Annotated in this window: 19 protein-coding genes; 10 read left to right on the forward strand and 9 right to left on the reverse strand. The window is 70.8% G+C overall.

Annotated elements, in window-relative coordinates:
• Positions 1-64: 64 nt before the first annotated feature.
• The gene (locus tag ACFRIC_RS21160; RefSeq protein ID WP_382787845.1) at positions 65-793 is read right to left on the reverse strand and encodes a DUF1707 domain-containing protein; all 729 of its coding nucleotides are present in this window, start codon (positions 791-793) and stop codon (positions 65-67) included.
• Positions 794-1,040: 247 nt separating this feature from the next.
• Here ACFRIC_RS21160 and ACFRIC_RS21165 point away from each other — a divergent pair, with 247 nt between their 5' ends.
• The 5 genes from ACFRIC_RS21165 (at position 1,041) to ACFRIC_RS21185 (ending at position 9,324) form a co-directional block, all read left to right on the forward strand.
• Positions 1,041-2,708, forward strand: coding sequence for a fumarate hydratase (locus ACFRIC_RS21165; RefSeq protein WP_382787847.1), 1,668 nt, complete (start codon positions 1,041-1,043; stop codon positions 2,706-2,708).
• Between the two features lie 110 nt (positions 2,709-2,818).
• Positions 2,819-4,222, forward strand: a complete 1,404-nt coding sequence (locus tag ACFRIC_RS21170; RefSeq protein ID WP_382787849.1) for a class II fumarate hydratase — start codon at positions 2,819-2,821, stop codon at positions 4,220-4,222.
• 115 nt (positions 4,223-4,337) lie between these two features.
• A complete protein-coding gene (locus ACFRIC_RS21175; protein WP_382787851.1) occupies positions 4,338-5,030 on the forward strand; it encodes a DUF402 domain-containing protein in 693 nt (230 codons plus the stop codon).
• A gap of 412 nt (positions 5,031-5,442) precedes the next feature.
• Complete coding sequence (locus ACFRIC_RS21180) at positions 5,443-7,593, forward strand: SpoIIE family protein phosphatase (RefSeq protein ID WP_382787853.1); 2,151 nt, start codon at positions 5,443-5,445, stop codon at positions 7,591-7,593.
• 264 nt (positions 7,594-7,857) lie between these two features.
• Positions 7,858-9,324, forward strand: coding sequence for a catalase (locus ACFRIC_RS21185; RefSeq protein WP_382787855.1), 1,467 nt, complete (start codon positions 7,858-7,860; stop codon positions 9,322-9,324).
• Between the two features lie 113 nt (positions 9,325-9,437).
• Here ACFRIC_RS21185 and ACFRIC_RS21190 read toward each other — a convergent pair whose 3' ends face one another.
• Complete coding sequence (locus tag ACFRIC_RS21190; RefSeq protein ID WP_382787857.1) at positions 9,438-11,762, reverse strand: transglycosylase domain-containing protein; 2,325 nt, start codon at positions 11,760-11,762, stop codon at positions 9,438-9,440.
• A 470-nt stretch (positions 11,763-12,232) separates the two neighbouring features.
• On the opposite strand from ACFRIC_RS21190, the gene ACFRIC_RS21195 reads away from it, so the two are divergent.
• Genes ACFRIC_RS21195 through ACFRIC_RS21205 form a run of 3 tightly spaced genes read left to right on the forward strand, consistent with a single transcriptional unit; the run spans position 12,233 to position 15,785 of the window.
• Positions 12,233-12,760, forward strand: a complete 528-nt coding sequence (locus tag ACFRIC_RS21195; protein ID WP_355760660.1) for a PadR family transcriptional regulator — start codon at positions 12,233-12,235, stop codon at positions 12,758-12,760.
• Entirely contained in the window at positions 12,757-13,455 is a 699-nt protein-coding gene (locus ACFRIC_RS21200) for an ABC transporter ATP-binding protein (RefSeq protein WP_382787860.1), read from the forward strand. The genes ACFRIC_RS21195 and ACFRIC_RS21200 overlap by 4 nt, the downstream gene beginning before the upstream one ends.
• Positions 13,452-15,785: an ABC transporter permease gene (locus ACFRIC_RS21205; RefSeq protein ID WP_382787862.1), complete on the forward strand. Its 2,334-nt coding sequence runs from the start codon at positions 13,452-13,454 to the stop codon at positions 15,783-15,785. The genes ACFRIC_RS21200 and ACFRIC_RS21205 overlap by 4 nt, the downstream gene beginning before the upstream one ends.
• Before the next feature lie 105 nt (positions 15,786-15,890).
• Here ACFRIC_RS21205 and ACFRIC_RS21210 read toward each other — a convergent pair whose 3' ends face one another.
• From ACFRIC_RS21210 to ACFRIC_RS21225, 4 genes are all read right to left on the reverse strand, one after another.
• Positions 15,891-16,319: a hypothetical protein gene (locus tag ACFRIC_RS21210; RefSeq protein WP_382787864.1), complete on the reverse strand. Its 429-nt coding sequence runs from the start codon at positions 16,317-16,319 to the stop codon at positions 15,891-15,893.
• A 4-nt stretch (positions 16,320-16,323) separates the two neighbouring features.
• On the reverse strand, positions 16,324-16,797 hold the full coding sequence (locus ACFRIC_RS21215; RefSeq protein WP_382787866.1) for a roadblock/LC7 domain-containing protein: 474 nt from the start codon (positions 16,795-16,797) through the stop codon (positions 16,324-16,326).
• Positions 16,798-16,851: 54 nt separating this feature from the next.
• A complete protein-coding gene (locus tag ACFRIC_RS21220) occupies positions 16,852-17,970 on the reverse strand; it encodes a MarR family transcriptional regulator (protein WP_382787868.1) in 1,119 nt (372 codons plus the stop codon).
• A 178-nt stretch (positions 17,971-18,148) separates the two neighbouring features.
• Positions 18,149-19,123: a LysR substrate-binding domain-containing protein gene (locus ACFRIC_RS21225; RefSeq protein WP_382787869.1), complete on the reverse strand. Its 975-nt coding sequence runs from the start codon at positions 19,121-19,123 to the stop codon at positions 18,149-18,151.
• 175 nt (positions 19,124-19,298) lie between these two features.
• On the opposite strand from ACFRIC_RS21225, the gene ACFRIC_RS21230 reads away from it, so the two are divergent.
• Both ACFRIC_RS21230 and ACFRIC_RS21235 read left to right on the forward strand, forming a co-directional pair.
• Positions 19,299-19,853: a peroxiredoxin gene (locus ACFRIC_RS21230; RefSeq protein WP_382787871.1), complete on the forward strand. Its 555-nt coding sequence runs from the start codon at positions 19,299-19,301 to the stop codon at positions 19,851-19,853.
• A gap of 6 nt (positions 19,854-19,859) precedes the next feature.
• Positions 19,860-20,393: an alkyl hydroperoxide reductase gene (locus ACFRIC_RS21235; RefSeq protein ID WP_382787873.1), complete on the forward strand. Its 534-nt coding sequence runs from the start codon at positions 19,860-19,862 to the stop codon at positions 20,391-20,393.
• A 135-nt stretch (positions 20,394-20,528) separates the two neighbouring features.
• Here ACFRIC_RS21235 and ACFRIC_RS21240 read toward each other — a convergent pair whose 3' ends face one another.
• The 3 genes from ACFRIC_RS21240 to ACFRIC_RS21250 all read right to left on the reverse strand — a co-directional run bounded on the left by ACFRIC_RS21240 (position 20,529) and on the right by ACFRIC_RS21250 (position 24,533).
• On the reverse strand, positions 20,529-21,947 hold the full coding sequence (locus ACFRIC_RS21240) for an AI-2E family transporter (RefSeq protein ID WP_382787875.1): 1,419 nt from the start codon (positions 21,945-21,947) through the stop codon (positions 20,529-20,531).
• Positions 21,948-22,082: 135 nt separating this feature from the next.
• A complete protein-coding gene (locus ACFRIC_RS21245; protein WP_382787877.1) occupies positions 22,083-22,781 on the reverse strand; it encodes a transglycosylase SLT domain-containing protein in 699 nt (232 codons plus the stop codon).
• Between the two features lie 426 nt (positions 22,782-23,207).
• Entirely contained in the window at positions 23,208-24,533 is a 1,326-nt protein-coding gene (locus tag ACFRIC_RS21250) for a PhoH family protein (protein WP_382787879.1), read from the reverse strand.
• Between the last annotated feature and the right edge of the window lie 98 nt (positions 24,534-24,631).

Consider the following 24,631-nt stretch of genomic DNA (forward strand, 5'->3'; position numbering starts at 1 on the left):
TCTCACGCGTGATCGATCGTCCGCCGCGGACCGACCGCATCCGCCGCCCGCATATTCACGAGCGTCAACGGTCGAGGTGCTTGCGCAAACTCCGGTCCAGCCGGTCCGCCACCCGCTCGTTCACCCGGCTGGTGACCCGGTCGAGGATGTCCGCGATGAGCTTGCCGCGCTTGGGCCGCGCCTCGACGTTCCCCAGGACGGCGAGGCCGTCGATGTAGACCACGGGGGCGTCGGGGTCGCCCGAGTCCAGCGTGTCCACCTCGAAGTTGCCGAGCACGCCACCGCCGCTGCCGCGCAGCGAGACGTTCTCCGGCACGAAGATCTCGACGTTGCCGAACACCGAGATCGCCTTGATCACGACCTGCTGGTACTCGAAGATCGCCTCACTCAGGTCGATCTCGACATTGCCGAAGACCGAGTACGCGTGGATGCGCCGGCCCGCCCGCCAGCGGCCCTTGCGGACGGCGGAGCTGAAGACCGCCACCACGTTCTCGTCGGCCTCCGCCGGGATCGCGCCCTGGGTGGGGCGGTTCGGCGCCGAGGTGTACGCGGCGGACGCGCGGCCCGTGTGGGCGGCGGGCAGGTCGCGGACGAACCGGTCGAGCTCGCCGACCGTCTTGGTGGCCAGCACGCCCTCGACCCGCTCGGCGTGCTCCTCCGCGGTCAGGCGCCCCTCGGCGACCGCCTCGCGCAGGATGTCGGTGATCCGGTCGCGGTCGGCGTCCGAGGCGCGCAGCTCGGCCGGCTTCGCCGCCGTGGCGGCACTCGCGTCGGGGCTCTTTTGAAGGTCCACGGCGACAGCGTACCCAAACGCGATAGATCGCGACTACCCCTCAAGCGCCACCCGCGGGAAACCCGTCCTCACCGGAACCCGTGGGTCCGGTGTCCGAACTGAGCCTTACCTCACAGCCTCGCCGTCCGTGTCAGGTTCTACGCTGGTGGACGCTGCCGATGACGGCCGGCCTCCGGCGAACGCGCCGTAGGGGTGCCCGAGGCGACCGAGCACCGCAAAGCCGACTGTCGAGTGAGGAATAGGCGAGATGCCTGAGTTCGCGTACACCGATCTGCTCCCCCAGGGAGAGGACACCACCCCGTACCGGCTGGTGACCTCCGAGGGTGTCTCCACCTTCGAGGCCGACGGGCGGACGTTCCTCAAGGTGGAGCCGGAGGCGCTGCGCAAGCTCGCCGCGGAGGCCATCCACGACATCCAGCACTACCTGCGCCCGGCGCACCTGGCCCAGCTCCGCCGCATCATCGACGACCCGGAGGCCTCGGCGAACGACAAGTTCGTCGCCCTGGACCTGCTGAAGAACGCGAACATCGCCGCCGCAGGCGTCCTGCCCATGTGCCAGGACACCGGCACGGCGATCGTCATGGGCAAGCGCGGCCAGAACGTGCTCACCGAGGGCGGCGACGAGGCGGCCCTCTCGCGCGGCATCTACGACGCGTACAAGAACCTGAACCTGCGCTATTCGCAGATGGCCCCGCTGACCATGTGGGACGAGAAGAACACCGGCTCGAACCTGCCGGCGCAGATCGAGCTGTACGCCACCGACGGCGGCGCCTACAAGTTCCTGTTCATGGCCAAGGGCGGCGGCTCGGCCAACAAGTCGTTCCTCTACCAGGAGACGAAGGCGGTCCTCAACGAGGGCTCCATGATGAAGTTCCTGGAGGAGAAGATCCGCTCGCTGGGGACGGCCGCCTGCCCGCCGTACCACCTGGCGATCGTCGTCGGCGGCACGAGCGCCGAGTACGCGCTGAAGACCGCGAAGTACGCCTCCGCGCACTACCTGGACGAGATCCCCTCCGAGGGCTCCGAGCTCGGCCACGGCTTCCGGGACAAGGAGCTGGAGGAGAAGGTCTTCGAGCTGACCCAGAAGATCGGCATCGGCGCGCAGTTCGGCGGCAAGTACTTCTGCCACGACGTCCGCGTGGTGCGCCTGCCCCGGCACGGCGCGTCCTGCCCGGTCGCGATCGCGGTCTCCTGCTCGGCCGACCGCCAGGCCGTCGCGAAGATCACCGCCGAGGGCGTCTTCCTGGAGCAGCTCGAGACCGACCCCGCGCGCTTCCTGCCGGAGACCACGGACGAGCACCTGGACGAGGCCGGTGACGTCGTCAGGATCGACCTGAACCAGCCGATGGACGACATCCTCGCCGAGCTGACGAAGTACCCGGTCAAGACCCGCCTCTCGCTCTCCGGCCCGCTCGTGGTGGCGCGCGACATCGCGCACGCCAAGATCAAGGAGCGGCTGGACGCGGGCGAGGAGATGCCGCAGTACCTGAAGGACCACCCCGTGTACTACGCGGGCCCGGCCAAGACCCCCGAGGGCTACGCGTCCGGCTCCTTCGGTCCGACCACGGCCGGCCGCATGGACTCCTACGTCGAGCAGTTCCAGGCGGCGGGCGGCTCCAAGGTGATGCTCGCCAAGGGCAACCGCAGCAAGCAGGTCACCGACGCGTGCGACGCGCACGGCGGGTTCTACCTCGGCTCCATCGGCGGTCCGGCCGCCCGTCTGGCCCAGGACTGCATCAAGAAGGTCGAGGTCGTCGAGTACGAGGAGCTCGGCATGGAGGCCGTCTGGAAGATCGAGGTCGAGGACTTCCCGGCCTTCGTCGTCGTCGACGACAAGGGCAACGACTTCTTCCAGGACCCCGCCCCCGCCCCGACCTTCACCACGATCCCGGTGCGCGGCCCCGGACTGGCGTAGTGCGGCCCCGTACGGCGTCCACCCCGCGAGGTGGACGCCGTACGGGTGACGCGCGCCGGGCGGGAACACCGGCGGGCTCCGGGATGCTGTCCCCCATGGAGGTGTCACCAATGGCGGATGGCCAGGGCGAAGGCGCGTACCGGATCGAGCACGACTCCATGGGCGAGGTGCGGGTGCCCGCGGAGGCGAAGTGGCGGGCGCAGACGCAGCGCGCCGTGCAGAACTTCCCCGTCTCGGGGCAGCGCCTGGAGCGCGCGCACATCGAGGCGCTCGCCCGGATCAAGGGGGCCGCCGCGAAGGTGAACGGCGAGCTGGGCGTGATCGGCGAGGATGCCGCGAAGGCGATCCAGGAAGCGGCCGCGGAGGTCGCCGAGGGGCGCTGGGACGCGCACTTCCCGGTCGACGTCTTCCAGACGGGCTCGGGCACCTCCTCCAACATGAACGCCAACGAGGTCATCGCGACGCTGGCGGGCGAGCGGCTGGGCAGGGACGTCCACCCCAACGACGAGGTGAACGCGTCGCAGTCGAGCAACGACGTGTTCCCGTCCTCCATCCACATCGCCGCGACCGCCGCCGTCACCCGCGATCTGGTGCCCGCGCTGGAGCATCTCGCCGCCTCGCTGGAGCGCAAGGCGCGGGAGTTCGCCGATGTCGTGAAGTCGGGGCGCACGCACCTCATGGACGCGACGCCGGTGACGCTCGGCCAGGAGTTCGGCGGGTACGCGGCCCAGGTGCGGTACGGGGTCGAACGGCTGGAGGCCTCGCTGCCGCGGCTGGCCGAACTGCCGCTCGGCGGCACGGCCGTGGGGACGGGGATCAACACCCCGCCCGGGTTCTCCGCCGCGGTGATCACGGAGGTGGCACGGACGACCGGCCTGCCGCTGACCGAGGCCCGCGACCACTTCGAGGCGCAGGGGGCGCGCGACGGGATCGTGGAGACGAGCGGTCAGCTCCGGACCATCGCCGTCGGACTGACGAAGATCGCGAACGATCTGCGGTGGATGGCCTCCGGACCGCGCACCGGACTGGCCGAGATCAGCCTCCCGGACCTCCAGCCCGGCTCCTCGATCATGCCCGGCAAGGTGAACCCGGTGATTCCCGAGGCGGTGCTGATGGTCGCCGCGCAGGTCACGGGGAACGACGCGACCGTCGCCGCCGCGGGCGCGGCCGGGAACTTCGAGCTGAACGTCATGCTGCCGGTGATCGCGAAGAACGTGCTGGAGTCGGTCCGGCTGCTCGCGAACGTCTCCCGGCTGCTCGCCGACCGCACGGTCGACGGGATCGTGGCACACCGCGAGCGGGCCCGGGAGTACGCGGAGTCGTCGCCGTCCGTGGTGACGCCGCTGAACAGGTACATCGGGTACGAGGAGGCCGCCAAGGTCGCGAAGAAGGCGCTGGCGGAGCGCAAGACGATCCGCCGGGTGGTGCTGGAGTCGGGGTACGTGGAGCGCGGGGACCTGACCGAGGAGCAGTTGGGCGAGGCCCTGGATGTCCTGCGGATGACGCACCCGTAACGGACGGCGCCCGCGGAGAAACGCCTGATGACGGCTCCGTAACAGCGGGTTCCCGATGGCGTGAACCGTGACGCTTGCCGCAGCGTCGTATGCCCCGGGCACCTAATATCTGGTCATGGCAGAGGGTGGAGCGGTGAGACGAGCGGAAGCGGACGGGCGGGCGGCGTACTGGGAGCCCGGGCAACCGATCCTGTGGCGGTACCGGGAGAACGGCGGCGACAGTGTCCACATCTGCCGGCCCGTGACGGTCGTACGCGACGACGCCGACCTGCTCGCGGTGTGGATGGCGCCGGACACGGAATGCGTCAAGCCCGTGCTCGCCGACGGCTCGCCGGTGCACGCAGAACCGCTGGAGTCGCGCTACACGAAGCCTCGCGCGGTGCGGCGCGGCCGCTGGTCGGGGACCGGTGTGCTGAAGCTGGCGCGTCCGGGCGAGGCCTGGTCGGTGTGGCTGTTCTGGGAACAGGGCTGGCGTTTCAAGAACTGGTACGTGAACCTGGAGGCTCCGCTGGTCCGTTGGGCGGGCGGGGTGGACTCCGAGGACCACTTCCTCGACATCTCGGTGCACCCGGACCGCAGTTGGCGCTGGCTCGACGAGGACGAATTCGCCATGGCGCAACGGGCCGGTCTGATGGATGCTCAACTGGCTGCACGAGTGAGGGAAGCGGGGTGGTCGGCGGTGGAGGTGATCCGTGCCTGGGGCGCGCCGTTCTCGGACGGCTGGCAGCACTGGAGGCCGGATCCGGGCTGGCCGGTTCCCGTTCTGCCGGATGACTGGGACCGTACGCCCGCGCACGTGTCCTCATGAGACCCTTGATGCGCCCCCGTGGTACAACCGTAGGATCGTCTTCCGCAAGGGCACACGGCAGCGACAACTCCCGCAGGATGAGCCGGGCTTGACCATATGTCACCGAGGGGCGGCAAGACGTGAGCGAGGGGTACGAGGCGTACGGCGGCGTGGCCGGCCAGAGACCGGTCGCACCGCGCGGACCCGCCACGACGGCCGCACGGACCGGGGCTTCGGTCACCGCCCCGCCGCGGACGGGGGCCGTTTTCGGCCGTGGGCGAGCCGTACCGTGCCGGGCCGCGGCCGTTCGCGCCGCGGGTTCCGGCCCTGACGACACGCAGAATCCGTTCCTGGGGCACACATTCCGGGTATCGGGGCTGCGGGAAGAACTGTGCGCTCGGCGCGCAGCCCCGGACGGATGGACTCGACACGCGTGACGGAGCACCCCACCTCGCACGAGCGCCGGCAGAGCGGCGCGCCCGCCCCCGCGGACCCTCGCGGGGCGCTCCTGCGTACCTCGGAGCCGCCGTCCCAGCTCCCGGGTTCCGGCGCGTTACCGGTACAGGCCCGCACGGGTGACGCACCGAGGGGTTCGGGTGCGTCCAAGCCGCGCGGCAAGCGCGGCAAGACCGGCGGCCAGGTGTCCGACACCGGCGTGACCGCGTCCTCGGGCACGGACGTGCCCTCGTCCTCGCCGGCCCCTTCCGGGTCCGGCTCCGAGCACTCGCAGCCCTCGGTGACCGAGCCCGACACCCACCGCCCCCGGCCCGCGCCGGAGGGCATTCCGATCCAGCCGGACGCCGAGCAGGGCCGTGCCTCGCGGACCTCCGGGGCCAAGGAGCGCCGTACGGGTCAGGGTGTCCCGCACGGCGGACCGATGCCGATGCGCCGGGACGGGGACCGGCTGCGCTTCGTGGGCGCCGCGACCCGGCGGATCGCCCGGGGCATCGACCTCGACGAGATCGTGATGGGGCTGTGCCGGGCGACCGTGCCGACCTTCTCCGACGCGATCCTCGTCTATCTGCGCGACCCGCTGCCGGTGGGCGACGAGCGGCCGACGGGGCCCCTCGTGCTGCGCCTGCGGCGCACGGACCGCATCCCCGAGGAGCGGGACACCGAGAGCGGTTTCCTGCCCGCGCTGCGGCCCGAGCCCAGCGAGCTGTCGGCGATGACGGCCGAGCTGTGCGAGGTGCGCCCCGGCGGCGCCCTCGCCGAGGTGCTGCGCGGGGTGCGGCCGGTGTTCGCGGACGCGCCCGCCGCCCGGGCCGCGCTGCCCGAACTGCTCGGCGACGATCTGCCGGTGCCCGGCGGGCAGCGGGCGATCCTCGCCCCGCTGCGCGGCCGGCGCCGGGTGATCGGGGCGGCGCTGTTCCTGCGCCGGCCGGAGCGGCTCGCCTTCGAGGCGGACGATCTGCTGGTCGCCGCGCAGCTCGCCACGCACAGCGCGCTGGGCATCGACAAGGCGGTGCTGTACGGCCGTGAGGCGTACATCGCCGACGAGCTGCAGCGCACGATGCTGCCCGAGACGCTGCCTCGGCCCACCGGGGTGCGGCTCGCGTCCCGCTATCTGCCGGCCGCGGAGACGGCCCGGGTGGGCGGCGACTGGTACGACGCGATCCCGCTGCCGGGCAGCCGGGTGGCGCTGGTCGTCGGTGACGTGATGGGCCACTCCATGACGTCGGCGGCGATCATGGGCCAGCTCCGGACGACGGCGCAGACCCTCGCGGGGCTGGACCTGCCGCCGCAGGAGGTGCTGCACCATCTCGACGAGCAGGCGCAGCGGCTCGGCACCGACCGCATGGCGACCTGCCTGTACGCCGTCTACGACCCGGTGTCGCACCGGATCACGATCGCCAACGCGGGCCATCCGCCGCCGGTGCTGCTGCATCTGGGCGGGCGGGCCGAGGTGCTGCGGGTGCCGCCGGGCGCCCCCATCGGCGTGGGCGGGGTCGACTTCGAGGCGGTGGAGCTGGACGCGCCGGCCGGGGCGACGCTCCTGCTGTACACGGACGGCCTGGTCGAGTCACGGCTCCGCGACGTCTGGACCGGCATAGAACAGCTCCGGGAGAAGCTCGCGGCGGTGGCCGCGCTGACCGGACCGGATCATCCGCCGCCGCTGGAAGCGCTGTGCGACGAGGTGCTCGACATGCTCGGCCCGGGCGACCGGGACGACGACATCGCGCTGCTCGCCGCACGGTTCGACGGGATCGCGCCGAGCGATGTCGCGTACTGGTTCCTGGAGCCGGAGGACGCGGCGCCCGGCCGCGCCCGGCGCCTGGCCCGGCGGGCACTGGCCCGCTGGGGCATGGAGGACATGACCGACGCGGTGGAGCTGCTGGTCAGCGAGGTCGTGACGAACGCGGTGCGGTACGCGTCGCGGCCGGTGACGCTGCGGCTGCTGCGGACGGACGTCCTGCGCTGCGAGGTCGGTGACGACGTGCCCCAGCTTCCGCGGCTGCGGCAGGCGCGGGCCACGGACGAGGGCGGTCGCGGGCTGTTCCTGGTGAACCGGCTGGCGCGGCGGTGGGGGGCGACCCGGCTGAGTACGGGAAAGGTCGTCTGGTTCGAGTTGAACCGGAACTGACCGGGTACTCGTCCGGCCCCGCCCCGGTGGTCGGGCGCCCAGCGGCGCCCGTGCCGGTGTGCCGGGTGCCTCGTGGCATCCGGCCGGTGTCCGGTGACGCCCGGCACCCGCGCCGGTGTCCAGGTGCCCGTGACACCCGTACCGGTGCCTGTCGGACCGGCAGGTGCCGGGCCGTGGTCCGTGTTGCCGACATGGTGTCGGCAGCGTTGACTGCTGGGGTGGGCGAAGCGACCTGACGACCTCATCTCCGACGGGAGGACGCTCGTGACGCAGGCATCCCGGAAGGCTCCGTACACCACGAACAACGTCGGGATTCCGGTGGAGAGCGACGAACACTCGCTCACCGTCGGCCCCGACGGCCCGATCCTGCTCCAGGACCACTACCTCATCGAGAAGATGGCGCAGTTCAACCGGGAGCGGGTGCCCGAGCGCGTGGTGCACGCCAAGGGCAGTGGCGCGTACGGCTTCTTCGAAGTGACCAACGACGTCAGCCAGTTCACGAAGGCCGATCTGTTCCAGCCCGGCAGGCGCACCGACATGCTGGCGCGCTTCTCGACCGTCGCGGGCGAGCAGGGCTCCCCCGACACGTGGCGCGACCCGCGCGGCTTCGCGCTGAAGTTCTACACCGAGCACGGCAATTACGACATGGTGGGCAACAACACCCCGGTCTTCTTCGTCCGTGACACGATCAAGTTCCAGGACTTCATCCGCTCGCAGAAGCGCCACCCGGTGACGGGGCTGCGCGACCACGACATGCAGTGGGACTTCTGGACGCTCTCGCCCGAGTCCGCGCATCAGGTGACCTGGCTGATGGGCGACCGGGGCATCCCGAGGACGTACCGCCACATGAACGGCTACAGCTCCCACACCTACATGTGGATCAACGGCGGCGGTGAACGGTTCTGGGTGAAGTACCACTTCAAGACCGACCAGGGCATCGACTTCCTCACCCAGGCGGAGGCCGACGAGCTGGCGGGGACGGACCCGGACCGGCACCGCCGTGACCTGTTCGAGTCGATCGAGTCCGGGGACGCGCCGAGCTGGACGCTGAAGGTCCAGATCATGCCGTTCGAGGACGCGGCGGACTACCGGTTCAACCCGTTCGACCTGACGAAGGTCTGGCCGCACGGGGACTACCCGCTGATCGACGTGGGACGCATGGTCCTGGACCGCAATCCCGAGGACTACTTCGTCCACATCGAGCAGGCCGCCTTCGAGCCCTCGAACATGGTGCCCGGCGTCGGCCCCTCGCCGGACAAGATGCTGCTGGGCCGGCTGTTCTCGTACCCCGACACCCACCGGTACCGGATCGGCCCCAACTACAGCCAGCTCCCGCCCAACCGGCCGCACGCCCCGGTGAACTCGTACGCCAAGGACGGCGCGATGCGCTACGAGCCGTCGAAGGCGGCCCGCCCGTACGCGCCGAACTCCTACGGCGGCCCCGCGGCCGACTACGACGGCCGCTTCGGCGACCCCGCGAGCTGGCAGACAGCCGGTGAGCTGGTGCGCGAGGCGTACAAGCCGCACCGCGAGGACGACGACTTCGGGCAGGCGGGCACGATGGTCCGCGAGGTGCTGGACGAGGCGGCCCGGGACCGGCTGGTGGACAACGTGAGCGGCCATCTCCAGGCCGGTGTCACCCGTCCGGTGCTGGAGCGCGCCTTCCAGTACTGGCGCAACGTGGACAAGGAGACCGGCGACCGCATCGCGCGCGCCGTCGACGAAGGCTGAGGGCGCCCGGGAGCCGCGAGGGCTCGGAAACCCCGGCCACGGCCTCGAAAAGGCGAGAAGGAGGGCACCCGGATCTCCGGGTGCCCTCCTCGCGCGTCAGGACGCGGGCGCCGCTACTGACCCGACCGGTCGAACGGATTCGTCAGGGCGCCGCCGTCCGTGGCCGGCGGGCTCGTGGGTGTGGACGGGCTCGTCGTCGTCGGCTCGGTCGTCGTCGGCTCGTCCGTGGGGGTCGGCGGAGCGCTCGTGGTGGGCGGCTCCGTCGTCGGCTCCTCGGTCGTCGGGGTCGACGACGGCGTGCTGGACGGCGACCGGGTGGCGGTGGGCAGGTCGGTCGGCGCCACCGCGGCGCCCGAGGTGGTGTTCAGGTCGAACTTGGTGACCTTGCCCGCCATCGCCTCGAACGTGTAGGCCGCCCAGATCTTCGCCGGGTAGCCACCGCCGTTGACGCGGCCGCCCTCCAGGTAGAGACCCGTGGCGCCCTTCATGGAGACCTGGGCGTGGCTCTTCGCGTCCTCGCCGAACAGCAGGACCGAGGTGACCAGATTCGGCGTGTAGCCGGTGAACCAGGCCGACTTGTTGTTGTCGGACGTACCGGTCTTGCCGGCCACCTGCTGGCCGTCACGGGCCGGGTTGTTGCGCACCGAGACCCGCGCCGTACCGTCGTCGACCACGCCGGTCAGCACCGAGGTGACCGTGTCGGCGGCCTCCTCGCTGATGGCCTGCTCGCCGATCGGGTCCGGCATCTTGACCGTGGTGTCCTTGTGCTCGGCCGTGGCGACGAGCGCCGGAGTGACCTTCTTGCCGTGGTTGTCGAGCGTGGCGTACGCGCCCGCCATCTCCAGCGGGCTCGCGCCCATGGAGCCGAGGGTCTGCGCGGGCACCGCCTGGAGGCCCTTGGTGTTCATGCCGAGCTTGCCCGCGACCTTCAGCACCTCGTCCATGCCGACGTCGACGCCCATCTGCGCGAAGACGGAGTTGATGGACTTGTTCATCGCGGTCTGCACGGTGACGGGGCCGTAGCTGGCCTCGTCCTCGTTCGGCGGCGCGAAGCCGATGTCGCTGCCGACGACCGGACGGCGGTTGGTGCCGTCGTAGACCGTGTTCGCGGTGATCGGCTGCCCGGAACGCGTCTTGGCCTGCTGGTCGAGTGCGGCCGCGAAGATCATCGGCTTGAACGTCGACGCGGCCTGGTAGTCGCGGCGGGTCGCGTTGTTGAAGTAGTGCTTGAAGTAGTCCGTGCCGCCGTACATCGCGAGGATCTTGCCGGTCTTCGGGTCGACCGACACGGCACCGGCCTGGATGTTGGCGTCGACCTTGCGCTTCTTCGGGTCCAGCTTGCTGGTGAGCTGCTGCTTGACGGTCTTCTCCAGCAGCGCCTGCTTCTTCGGGTCCACGTTCAGCGTGATGGTCCAGCCGCCCGCGGTGAGCAACGCCTTGGCGTCGTCCAGGTCCTCGGCGGTGCCCTGGGCGACGAGCTGCTTGGCCACCTCGTTGTTGGCCGCCTCCACCAGGTAGCCGGTCTGGCCCTCCATGCCCGGCGCGCCCTTGGGCTCCTTGGGGACCGGGAACTTCATGCCGGCGCGCTTGCCCGCGTCGAGCCAGTGCATCTCGACCATGTTGTCGAGGGTGTAGTTCCAGCGGGCCTCGACGAGCTTCTTGCCGGTCTTCGAGGCGACCGCCCAGTCGTACTGGCTCGGAGCCTGGAGCAGCGAGGCGAGGTAGGCGCCCTGCGCGACGTTCAGGTCCTGGGCGTCGACCTGGTAGTAGGCCTGCGCCGCGGCCTGGATGCCGTAGGCGTTGCGGCCGTAGTAGCTGGTGTTGATGTAGCCCGCGAGAATGTCGTCCTTGGTCTTCTTGCGGTCCACCTTCAGCGAGATGACCATTTCCTTCAGCTTGCGCGTGACGGTCTGGTCCTGGCTGAGGTAGTAGTTCTTGACGTACTGCTGCGTGATCGTCGATCCACCCTGCTTGCCCTTGCCGGACAGGGTGTTGATCAGGCCTCGGGCGGTGCCCTTCAGGTCGATGCCCGAGTCGCCGTAGAAGGTCTTGTTCTCGGCGGCGACGAACGTCTTCTGGACGCTCTTGGGCACCTTGGCCAGGTCGACTATCTCGCGGTTGACCTTGCCGCTGCGCCCGAGCATCGAGCCGTCGCTGTACTGGTAGATGTTGCTCTGGCGCTTGGCGGCCGCGTTGCCCTCGGGCACCGGGACGATCATGTAGAGCACGATGAAGCCGGCCATGCCGAGCAGGCAGAAGCCGAGGAACGTGCCGAGGATCGTCTTCCAGTTCACGAACCGGCGTATGCCGGTACGGCGGGGCTTGCCGGCGGCCTTCGCGCCGCCCGCCGCGCCCGCCGATTCGTGCCCGGACGAGCGCTGGGGCGCCGCGCGGCGGCCCTGCGCCTGCCGCGCTCGTCTCTCTTCAGCTCGTCCCATGGGTCGATCCGCTCCGCTTCATTCTCGTGTGGCACACAAGTTCGCCGGTCAGGTCAGCTCAGCAAGCTAACACCGCGCGCTATGACAAAGGGGCGCCGATCCGGTCTTTTCCGGACGTGACAATCAGCACGCCATGGGCACCGCCTCACTGATTCCGACGTGCGGAAGGGCCGGAAGGTTGCCGGGGCGGGGGAAAGTGAGACGACCGACAACGGGCGTCCGGCGCGCGGACCGGGTCCCCGCCGGGCCGCGCGCTCCCGGGTCGCGGGAGGGCGGGCGCCCGGGGCCACGGGGCGCCGTCCCGCGCGAGGGAGGGCGCGCACAGGGGGTGCGCACCGAGCGGCCGGACGGTTCCAGAACCGTGACAATCGGCCCTGACCAGCGCGTTCCCCGCGCCGGGCGGCTTCCTCGGTCGACCTATACGCGCTGCGTATACATGCCGTGTATACGCCGTGTGTAGAGTGCTCGGCATGTCCATCGGTCACACCCTTCTAGGGCTCCTGGAGTCCGGGCCGCGCCACGGTTACGACCTGAAGCGGGCCTTCGACGAGAAATTCGGTCACGACCGGCCTCTGCACTACGGCCAGGTCTACTCGACGATGTCGCGGCTGCTGAAGAACGGGCTCGTCGAGATCGACGGGATCGAGGCGGGCGACGGGCCCGAGCGCAAGCGGTACGCGATCACGGAGGCCGGCGTCACCGACGTGCAGCGCTGGCTCGCGACGCCGGAGACGCCCGAGCCGTACCTCCAGTCGACCCTGTACACGAAGGTCGTCCTCGCCCTGCTGACCCACCGGGACGCGAGCGAGCTCCTCGACACCCAGCGCTCGGAGCACCTGCGGATGATGCGCATGCTGACCGAGCGCAAGCGCAAGGGCGACCTGGCCGACCAGCTCATCTGCGACCACGCCCTCTTCCACCTGGAGGCGGATCTGCGGTGGCTGGAGCTGACGGCCGCGCGCCTCGACCGGCTCGCCGAGGCGGTGACGGCCCGATGACCACCTCCGCCCCTCCCGCCGGCTCCCTGCTCACCGCCTCCGAGCTGCGCAAGACCTACGGTCCGACCACCGCGCTGGACGGTGCCGGCTTCTCCATCCACCCCGGCGAGGTCGTCGCCGTGATGGGCCCCTCCGGCTCCGGCAAGTCCACCCTGCTCCACTGCCTCGCGGGCATCGTCACGCCCGACTCCGGCTCGATCACGTACGACGGCCGCGAGATGGCGACGATGAACGACGCCCAGCGCAGTGCGCTGCGCCGCTCGGAGTTCGGGTTCGTCTTCCAGTTCGGCCAGCTCGTACCGGAGCTGAGCTGTGTCGAGAACGTCGCGCTGCCGCTGCGGCTGAACGGCACGGGCCGCAAGGAGGCCGAACGCGCCGCGCTGTCGTGGATGGAACGCCTCGAGGTGGACGACCTCAAGGGCAAGCGGCCCGGCGAGGTCTCCGGAGGACAGGGCCAGCGCGTGGCCGTCGCCCGTTCGCTGGTCACCAGTCCCCGGGTGCTGTTCGCCGACGAGCCGACCGGGGCGCTCGACTCCCTCAACGGCGAGCGCGTGATGGAGCTGCTGACGGACGCCGCCCGTTCGACGAACGCCGCCGTCGTGCTCGTCACGCACGAGGCGCGCGTGGCCGCGTACTCGGACCGCGAGGTCGTCGTACGCGACGGCAGGTCCAGGGACATGGAGCGGATCGTATGAGTGCCCGCCAGTGGACCCGCGACCTCGCCATGGGCGCCAGGTTCGCGGTGACCGGGGGCCGCGAGGCCTGGGTGCGGGTCCTGCTGACGGCCGTCGGGGTCGGGCTCGGGGTGGCGCTGCTGCTGCTCACGACCGCGCTGCCGAGCGCGCTGGCCTCCCGGCACGACCGGGAGAGCGCCCGCGGCGACATCACGTACAGCGGGACGGTCAGGAAGAAGTCGGACCGCACGCTGATCGTCGCGCACGTGGACACCGCCTTCCGCGACGAGGACGTACGGGGCCGGCTGCTGCAGCCCGAGGGCTCCCGGGCCCCGCTGCCGCCGGGCGTGTCCGCGTTCCCCGCGGCCGGTGACATGGTCGTGTCGCCCGCCCTCGACCGGCTGCTGAAGTCCCCCGACGGCAAGCTGCTGCGCGAGCGCCTGGACTACCGCGTCACCGGCACGATCGCCGACGCCGGATTGGTCGGTCCGCACGAACTCGCCTTCTACGCGGGCTCGAAGGACCTCACCGCGACCGCCGTCGGCAGCGGCCGGGTCGAGCGCATCGACGCCTTCGGCTCCCCCGGGCAGTCCGAGGCCATGGACCCCGTCCTGGTACTGCTCGTACTGATCGTCTTCGTCGTGCTGCTGATGCCGGTCGGCGTGTTCATCGCCGCCGCCGTCCGGTTCGGCGGCGAGCGGCGCGACCGCCGGCTCGCGGCCCTGCGGCTGGTCGGCGCGGACGGGCGGATGACCCGGCGGATCGCGGCCGGCGAGGCGCTGGCCGGCGCGCTGCTGGGCCTGGTCCTCGGCGCGGGGTTCTTCCTGGTCGGGCGTCAGGTCGCGGGTCTGATCATGGTGTTCAGGATCAGCGTCTTCCCGGCCGACCTCGATCCCTCGCCCGCGCTGGTGGCGCTGGTGGCCCTCGCGGTCCCGTCCGCCGCGGTCGCGGTGACGCTCCTGGCGCTGCGCGGTGTCGTCATCGAGCCGCTCGGCGTGGTGCGCACCGCGCGGCCCTCGCGACGCCGGCTGTGGTGGCGGCTGCTGCTGCCGCTGGGCGGCCTCGCGATGCTGTACCCGATGATCGGGCAGGGGCGGTCCAACGGGGACTTCAACCAGTACCTCGTCATCGGCGGCGTCCTGCTGCTGCTGGTCGGCATCACCGCGCTGCTGCCCTGGGTGGTCGAGGCGGTCGTCGCCCGGCTGAACTCCGGCGGCGTGGCCTGGCAACTGGCCATCCGCAGACTTCAGTTGAGCAGCGGCTCGGCGGCCCGGCTGGTCAACGGCATCGCGGTGGCCGTGGCCGGCGCGATAGCCCTGCAGATGCTGTTCGCCGGGGTCGACGACGACTACACGAAGATCAGCAAGGAGGACCTCACCCGGGCCCAGATGTCCGTCGCCGTACCCGACGGGGTCTCCTCGGCCCGGGCGGTCCGGCAACTGTCCGGGACCAGGGGCGTCACCCACCTGACCGCCCTGGCGCGGACCGACGTGGGCGACGGGCGCGACGAACCGGAGAACACCACGACCGCGACGGTCGGCGACTGCGCGGCGCTGCGGGAGACGGCGGTGCTGCCCTCCTGCGAGGACGGTGACGTCTTCGCCGTCGAGAACGCCTCGTGGGACACCACCACCGCGAAGCTCGACAAGCCCGGCACCAGGCTCTACTTCGACCCCTCCTACGGCTCCTCCGACGAGGGCCGGGAGATCGCCTGGACGGTGCCGAAGGGGGTCAAGCGGGCCGGTCTGCGCAAGGACCCGTCCGGCAGCGAGCTCGGCGGCTTCCTCTTCACGCCCGGCGCGCTGCCCGAACGGGCTGCGTCCGCCACGCGCGCGACGGTCTACGTCCAGCTCGACGAGTCGGTGCCGGACGTCCTGGAACTGGTGCGCAACAGCGCCGCGAGGATCGGCCCCCTGACCGACGCCACCGTCTGGTCGGCGACGACCCAGTCCCGGAAGTTCACGTCCATCCGTACGGGCCTGTCCGTCGGCGCGGCCTGCGTCCTCGTGCTGATCGGCGCGAGTCTGCTCATCTCCCAGCTCGAACAGCTCCGCGAGCGCAAGAAGCTGCTGTCGGCGCTGGTCGCCTTCGGCACCCGGCGCCGCACCCTGAGCATGTCGGTGCTGTGGCAGACCGCGATCCCGATCGCGCTGGGGCTCGGCCTCGCGGCCGTCGTCGGGCTCACCCTCGGCACGGTCCTGCTCAAGATGACGGGGACCTCGGTGAGCGTGGACTGGGCGAGCGTTCTGTCGATGACCGGGATCGGCGCGGGTGTCGTGCTCCTGGTGACCCTGCTCAGCCTGCCGCCGCTGATCCGGCTGATGCGGCCGGACGGGCTGCGCACGGAATAGGCCCCAAACCGACACGGACACGGGCGCGGCCGGACCGCGTCCGCTCCGCGCCCTCGGACGCGCCGCCGGTGGCCTCCCCGCCCGGGGAGGGCCACCGGTCCGCGTTCACATGCTGTACTCCTTCACCACGCGGCGGACCTGGGCGAAGAGCATCCCGACGTTCACCGCCTTGCGGCAGACGACGACGGCGACCACGTCCTGCTGGTCGCTCATCCGCACGAACAGATGCGTGAGGTTGTCGCTGTTGACCAGGATCTCCTGGAAGAAGTGCGACTCGGACTCGATGCCGCGGCGCTCCTTGAACACGTCCTCGATCATCTGGACCGTGCGCCCCTGGAACAGGTCGAGGGTCGCGCCCGCGAGCAGGTCCAGGACCTCCGGCGGATGGTTGTCGACGGTCTCGTAGCTCAGCAGCATCCCGGTCGACATGTCGACGGCTCCGGAGGCGACGCAGTCCGGGGCGTCGGTGCGCAGTGATTTGACCAGGCCCATGATCTGGTCGGAGAACCCGGGCGTCATTCGCTTGGTGGCCATGTCGTCATACCCCTTCGGTCGCGGTGTCGGTCACGGCTCCGACGAGGGCGTCGGGTGCCGCGGCGTGCGGATCGGGCTCGGCGGGTGTCCCGGCGAGCGGGTCGGGGCCGGTTCCGGTGAGGATCGAGCCGATGCGGCCGAGAGCCGGCCGGGTCAGCTCGTGGAGCCGTTCGAGGTCGATGCCCTCGTCGCCGAGGACGATCATCAGCGCGGTGTCGCCGACCGCGTAGAAGGCCGCGAGGCCCTGACTGCCGTAGGTCACGGTCTGGCGGAACGCGCCCCTGCCGGTCACCGCGGTCGCGCGGCGGGCGATGCCGAGTCCCGCGGCGGCGATCGCGGCGAGGCTCTCCGGGTCGATCATGTCGGCGGTGTCGGCCGCGATGAGCATTCCGTCGGCGGCCGCCACCGCCGTGTCGGTGATTCCGGGCACCTGTTCCCGGAGTTCCCTCATTTCCCTGGCCAGTGCCTCGTGATTCATGCGTTGAACTCCCTGATGACGGTGCGCATTCGATCGTTGACAGGCATGTCGGTTCTACGTTCCTGAGTCCGGGGTCCAGATCCTGTGGCGCAGCCGGAAGAATCCTTTCCAGCTCGCTCCGGCCCTTTCGGGGGCGAGGGTCTCCGCTATTCCGCTCGCGCCGGGCTCACGGCGGGGCAGCGACGGGGCGTGCGCGCCGGGCTCCCTGCGGGGCAGGGCCGGAGCGATCGCGGGGGGTGGCGGGTCGGGGTCCGGCCGACGCTCGGGTGCCGCGGGGTCCGGGCCGGCGGGGTCCGATGCCGCGGGGTCCGGTGGGGCGGAGTCCCGTGCCGTCTCCTCCCCTGCGGCCACCACGGAGGACAGGGCGGAGAACACCTCGGGATCCAGGGCGGGCGGGGCTCCGGCGGGCCGCTGGCGGAGCGCCCCGCTGGGCAGGTCCCGCACGGTGACGCGGACGGCGGAGTCGGACTCCGCCGGCAGTTCCAGCAGCCCCTCGCCGAGCATGCGGGCCATCCCCACGGTGACGGTGTAGGCGCCGAGCCCGGTCGCGAAGGCGATGTCGCGGGCGGTCCTGCGGCCGTCGGCCTGGGCCAGCAGCTCCTTGTGCGGTGGCGGGAGCTGCTCACGTATCTCGTCCGGCACCGCGGCCGGCACGGGGCGTTCCCGGTCCGGCCGTACGGGCCGCGGCAGGGCGGCGACGGCCGCCAGCTTCCTCGCCGCGTCCTGGAGCAGCCGCCCGGGGGCCTCTCCGAGGGCGACCGGCGCGTACGGCTCGAAGGCGGCGTCGAGCGGGTCGCACGCCTCCACGTCACCGGCCACGACGGCGAACGCCGCGTCCTGCATCGCCATCATGCAGACCACCCGGAGCTGCGCGGCCCCCGCGTATCCGTGCGCGATCAGTCCGGCCTCGGGCCACCGGGTACCGCCGGACTCGCGGAGCAGTTCGGCCCACTGCTCGCCGCTGACCCGGCCCGAGCGCAGCAGCCGCGCCTCGGCTCCCGGGGCGCCGGGACTTTCGACGGCGACGACGGCCCCGTCACGCAGATGGAAAACTCCCCCGGGTTTTCCGGACACCCGCAGTTTCCCCGTCGCCCGCGTGTTCTGGCATTCGCTCAGCGCGTGCGACAGCAGGTCGTATCCGACCCTGCCAAGGGAATCCCGAATGCCCGACATCACTCCCCTTGGAACTTCCGGTACTTCGCACAGACGCCTGACGAATCACCCTGAGGGGGTATGTGTATCAGCCGGGGCGGATATCCCAGCGAGAGTCGCACTACCTGACGGAACTTGAAATTTCCCGGCTGTCACGGGACGTCATCGGTCGCCCGATTGACCGACTCTGTACGGCGGTTCAGGCGTCCGCGCCCAACACCCGGACGGGCAGGGGGCGCAGCGCCTCGCGCAGGGCCTCCGCGAGTTCGTGGTACTCCGTGCTCCGCGCGGCACCCGACCGCATCGCGAGCGCGATCCGCCGGGTGGGGGCCGGGTCCGCGAAGTACCCGGTGAGGAGCTGATCGCTGCGGGTCGTCTCCACCTTGACGGCGGTACGGGGCAGCAGGGTCACCCCGAGACCGCCGGCGACGAGCTGGACGAGGGTCGACAGGCCCGCGGCGGTGGTGGTCACGGGGGCGTCGGCGCGCCCGGCCTCACGGCAGATGTCCAGGGCCTGGTCGCGCAGGCAGTGGCCCTCGTCGAGCAGCAGCAGCCGCAGTTCGCGCAGCGCCTCGCGCGAAATGCCCTCCCGTCCGCCGAGCCCGTGGCCGAGCGGGGTCACCAGCACGAAGTCCTCGTCGAACAGCGGGAGTTCGACGACACCGGGGAGACCGAGGGGGACCGCGAGCAGCAGCAGGTCGAGCCGGCCGACCGTCAGCCCCTCCAGCAGGCTGGCGGTCTGCTCCTCGTGCACCTGGAGGTCGAGGTCGGGGTAGCGGTCGTGGACGAGACGCAGGACGGTCGGCAGGAGGTAGGGGGCGACGGTGGGGATGACCCCCAGGCGCAGGGCTCCGGTGAACGGCGCCCGGACGGCCGCCGCCTCCTCCATCAGTGCGCCGACCTCGGCCAGTACGGCCTTGGCGCGTACGGCGAGGCGCTCCCCCGCGGGCGACAGGAGCACTTTGCGGGTCGTACGCTCCAGGAGGGTCACCCCGAGGGTGTCCTCCAGCGTGGAGACGGCACCGGACAGCGCGGGCTGGCTCATGCCGATCGCGGCGGCCGCGTCCCGGAAGTGCAGATGCTCGGCGACGGCGGTGAAGGCGCGAAGCTGCGCGAGGCTGGGGGTACGGCGCCCGCCGCCCTTGCCGCCCGTCCTGCCGGTGGGGCTCGCCATGGCCGTCCTCGTCCTTCCGGGCCCGTTCACCGGGCGTCACTGATAGCCGTAGCCGATCAACACGACCAAGTGTAGCTATTTCCCGAATCAATACCGGCTGTGCCACGATCAAGGCCGTCCACCCCCCTAGGGAAACGCCCCCAAAAAGGGCTGCCCCTTGCTGCTAGGAGAGTTTGTGCTCACTGTCGGTGACCAGTTCCCCACGTTCGACCTGACCGCCTGTGTCTCGCTGGAGAAGGGCAAGGAGTTCGAGCAGATCGACCACAAGACCTACGAGGGCAAGTGGAAGATCGTCTTCGCGTGGCCCAAGGACTTCACCTTCGTGTGCCCCACCGAGATCGCGGCGTTCGGCAAGCTGAACGACGAGTTCGCCGACCGTGACGCGCAGGTGCTGGGCTTCTCCGGCGACTCCGAGTTCGTGCACCACGCCTGGCGCAAGGACCACGACGACCTGCGTGACCTGCCCTTCCCGATGATGGCCGACTCGAAGCACGAGCTCATGCGCGACCTCGGCATCGAGGGCGAGGACGGCTTCGCCAAGCGTGCCGTCTTCATCGTCGACCAGAACAACGAGATCCAGTTCTCCATGGTGACCGCCGGCTCCGTCGGCCGTAACCCCAAGGAGGTCCTGCGGGTCCTGGACGCTCTCCAGACGGACGAGCTCTGCCCGTGCAACTGGACCAAGGGCGAGACCACCCTCGACCCGGTCGCCCTGCTGGCCGGTGAGTGACCTTCCATGGCTCTCGACGAACTGAAGTCCGCCATACCGGACTACGCCAAGGACCTGCGCCTGAACCTCGGTTCGGTGATCGGCAACAGCGACCTGCCGCAGCAGCAGCTCTGGGGCACGGTGCTGGCCTGCGCCATCGCCTCGCGGTCCCCGCGCGTGCTGCGTGAGCTGGAGCCCGAGGCCAAGGCCCAGTTGTCGCCCGAGGCGTACACGGCCGCCAAGTCGGCCGCCGCGATCATGGCGATGAACAACGTCTTCTACCGGACCCGGCACCTGCTGTCGGACCCGGAGTACGGGACGATGCGCGCCGGTCTGCGGATGAACGTCATCGGCAACCCGGGTGTGGAGAAGGTCGACTTCGAGCTGTGGTCGCTCGCCGTCTCCGCGATCAACGGCTGCGGCCAGTGCCTCGACTCCCACGAGCAGGTGCTCCGCAAGGCCGGCGTCGACCGGGAGACGATCCAGGAGGCGTTCAAGATCGCGGCCGTGCTCCAGGCCGTCGCCGCCACGCTGGACGCCGAGGCGCACCTCGCCGTGTAGGACCGACACACGGACACAGGGCCCCGCCCACCATCACGGTGGGCGGGGCCCTGTGCGTTCCGTGCGAGGCCGCCGGGGCGTGCCGCCCGGCGTCGTGGGGCGGGCCGACGCCGCGGACGGGTCCCGGAGCGGGCCCTAGGAGGTCGGCCGGTGGGCCGGGGAGGCGTCCACGGCGGTGGCGCCGCGGGGTTCGGGGGTGTCCCGCAGCTCCGCCTCACCGGCGTACGAACGCAGGTACGCGACCACCGTGTTGGTCACCGCGACCAGCGGGACCGCGACGACCGCTCCGCCGATGCCGGCGATCATGCCGCCGGCGGCGACCGAGAGGACCACGGCCAGCGGATGGACGCGGACCGCGCGCCCGAGGATGAAGGGCTGGAGGATGTGGCCCTCGATCTGCTGGACGGCGAGGACCACCACGAGGGTCATGACGGCGACGAAGACGCCCTGGGTCACCAGCGCGACCACCACCGCCAGCGCCCCGGAGATCACCGCGCCCACCAGCGGGATGAACGCGCCGAGGAAGATGAAGACGGCGAGCGGCACGGCCATGGGCACCTTGAGGATGTAGATGCCGAGGCCGATGAAGATCGCGTCGATCATCGCGACTATCACCGTGCCGCGGACGTAGGCGGTGAGCGTGCGCCACGCGCGCGGGCCCGCGCCGGCGACCCCGGTCCGGGCGGCGGCCGGGACGAGCTTGAGCGACCACTCCCAGATCCGCTTGCCGTCGTAGAGCAGGAAGAGGGTCGAGAACATCGTGAGCAGGATGCCGGTGAGGGCCTCCACGATCACCGTCACACCCTGAAGACCCGCCGAGGTGATCTGGTCCGTGTTCGCCCCGATCGCCTCGCGGAGGTTCTTGGCGATCTCGTTGATCTGTTTGTCGGTGACGTGGAACGGGCCCTTGAGGAGCCACTTGCGCAGCTCGTCGATGCCGTCCTGGATCTGGTTGGAGAGGTTGTCGATGTTCTCCTGGACCTGCCAGACCACGAACCAGCCGATCAGCCCCATGATGACGAAGCCGAGGATCGCGGTGAGCGCGGTGGCGAGCCCGCGCGGCACCCGGTGCCGCGTCAGCCGGGCCACCGTGGGCTGGAGCAGCGCGGTGATGAGCAGCGCGGCCACGAAGGCGAGCACGACGAGCTGTACGGCGCTGATGACCCGCATCAGCACCCAGACGGTGCCCGCGAGGATGAGCAGCCGCCAGCCCGCCTCGGCGGCGACACGCACTCCCCACGGCACGGCGAGGGCGGGGTCGGGACGGTGGGGGTGCGGCGCGTGCGCGAGCGCCGCGGCCTGCTCCTCGGAGGGGCGCTGGACCGGGAGCGTGGAGGCGTCGGCGTCCGCCGGGCCGTCAGGGGTACCGGAGGGCGCGGGAGTCTTCGCCTGGGGGCCGGGTGCGTCGAGCGGGGCGGACCCGTCGGAGCCGTCCTCGCCGTCGAGCGGGCCCCGCGACTCGAGTTCGACCTCGGCGCGGCGTTCGTCCAACCGCTCTCCCAGCTCGGTGAGTCCGGCGCCGATCCGGCCGAGCCATCCTGGTACACGCGACATGATGCGTCCTCTTCCCCCGCCGCTCCCCACCACTCCCCCTGGAGTCGTCGGGTCCGACCGTACATGGCCGGAGCCCCTCCCCGTAGGACGGGGAGGGGCTCCGCAAGGTTGAGCCGCCGGCGTACGACGTGGAACTCAGTACCAGCTGTTGGCCTGCCAGAACGACCAGGCCTCACAGGGGCTGCCGTACCGGCTGTTCATGTAGTTCAGGCCCCACTTGATCTGGGTGGCCGGGTTGGTCTGCCAGTCGGAACCGGCCGAGGCGTACTTGCCCGCGGGCAGGGCCTGGAAGAGACCGTAGGCACCGGAGGAGGCGTTGACGGCGTGGTAGTTCCAGCTCGACTCGTGGTTCACGATGTTGCTGAAGCACTGGAACTGACCGCTCGGCACCATCTGAGCCGCCATCGCCTGGATCTGGGCGACGGTGTACGAGGACTTGACCGAGAAGCTGGAGGCGTCGCGCGTCGCGGAGCGGCTGGCCGCTTCCTCCGCCGCCTTGCGCTCCTTGGCTTCCTTCTCCGCCTTCGCAGCAGCCTTCTGCTTCGCGACGGCGTCGTCGGCCGCCTGCTTGCGGGCGGCCGCCTCCGCGTCCTTCTTGGCGCTCGCGTCGGCGGCGATGGCCTGGGCATCGGCCTGCTGCGTCAGGGAAGCGGTCTGCACCTGGGCCTGCTGGCCGGCAGGTATGTCTGCGAGGAGAGTCGAGTCGCTCGCCGTCGCCTCGGCATCGTTCGAGGGCTGGGCGACGCTGCCCGAGGCAACTCCGACCACGCTTCCGACAGCGGTGACCGCGGTGGCCGAAGCCACTGCGAATCCCCGGACCGAAATCCGGCTCACACGGTTTCCTTCCAGCATCGCCCGTTTAGGTGACCCTCGCGGACGCAATCGTGCCCCTCGGCGCTGGCCTCCCAACTGCGGGGTCACGGGGAGACACGGGCCCGGTGGGCAACTCCCGCTGAGGGAGCGCCACGTGGTGCGCGGGCGGCATACGACGGCTCTATGGAGTTCTGAGGTTCCGGTGTTCTGTGCCGCTGGGGGTACAGGTGTGTCGTATGCGGGGCCTGACAGGAGTGAGACTCTAGCCGTTACCCGGCGCCGCTCGGCAATTCCGTGTCGCGTGTGAAAGCTCACACCCCGTTTGCCTCGGCTGTTTCGCGGAAACACCAGCGCAGCAAGACGCCGCCCGGCTAGGCTCTTCGCCTTTGCCGGACGGCGCCAACCAGCGTGTATGCACCACCCTTTGAGCAGGTGGGGCAGCCTGGATCAGATCTGCCCGTCCTCCAGCATTTCGGTCACGAGTGCCGCAATCTGGGACCTCTCGGAACGATTCAGCGTGACGTGCGCGAAGAGCGGATGGCCCTTCAACTTCTCTACGACGGCGACCACTCCGTCATAGCGCCCGACGCGCAGATTGTCCCTTTGTGCCACGTCATGGGTCAGAACGACCCGCGAATTGGCGCCGATACGGGACAGAACGGTCAACAGGACGTTCCGTTCCAGGGACTGGGCCTCGTCCACGATCACGAACGCGTCGTGGAGCGAGCGGCCGCGGATGTGCGTGAGCGGCAGGACCTCCAGCATGCCGCGCGCGGTGACCTCCTCGATGACCTCGCGGCTGGTGACCGCGGAGAGCGTGTCGAAGACCGCCTGGGCCCAGGGGCTCATCTTCTCGGACTCGGAGCCGGGCAGATAGCCGAGCTCCTGCCCGCCCACCGCGTACAGCGGCCGGAAGACCATCACCTTCTGGTGCTGGCGGCGTTCCAGGACGGCCTCCAGGCCCGCGCACAGCGCGAGCGCGGACTTGCCGGTGCCGGCCCGGCCGCCCATCGACACGATCCCGACGTCCGGGTCGAGCAGCAGGTCGAGCGCGATGCGCTGCTCCGCGCTGCGGCCCTTGATGCCGAAGGCCTCGCGGTCGCCGCGCACGAGCCGGACGTTGCCCTCGGCCGTGACACGGCCGAGGGCCTTGCCGCGCTCCGACTGGATCGTCAGTCCCGTGTGCACCGGCAGACCGGCCGCTTCGGGGACGTAGGCGTGCCCCTCCTCGAAGAGGATGTCCACCTGTTCGCCGGACAGGGCCAGTTCGGACATCCCGGTCCAACCGGACGAGCCCGTGATGGCGAGCTCCGCGCGGTACTCCTCGGCGAGGAGACCCACCGAGGACGCCTTGATCCTGAGCGGCAGGTCCTTCGAGACGACGGTGACGTCGTATCCCTCGGCCTGCAGGTTGCGGGCGACCGCGAGGATGCGGGAGTCGTTGTCCCCCAGGCGGTACCCGCTGGGCAGGACGCTGGGGTCCGAGTGGTTGAGCTCGACGCGTACCGTCCCGCCGAGGTCCCCGACGGGGATCGGGGAGTCGAGGCGGCCGTGCCGGACCCGGAACTCGTCGAGCAGGCGCAGCGCCTGCCGGGCGAAGTAGCCGAGTTCGGGATGGTGCCGCTTGGCCTCCAGCTCCGTGACCACGACGATCGGCAGCACGACTTCGTGCTCGTCGAAGCGGCTCAGGGCATTCGGGTCGGCCAGCAGGACGCTGGTGTCGAGAACATAGGTGCGCCGGTCTGGATTACGGCGCTTTGTGCTGGTCACCACGGAAGGACGTACCCCCTCGGATGAGGTCGGGGAGCGACGAAGGAGATCTGGACCGGTTCGCGGCACCGATGCACGGGCCGAAAACCGGCCCTCCGCCT

This window comes from Streptomyces sp. NPDC056738 (genome assembly GCF_042790435.1).
GTDB lineage: Bacteria > Actinomycetota > Actinomycetes > Streptomycetales > Streptomycetaceae > Streptomyces.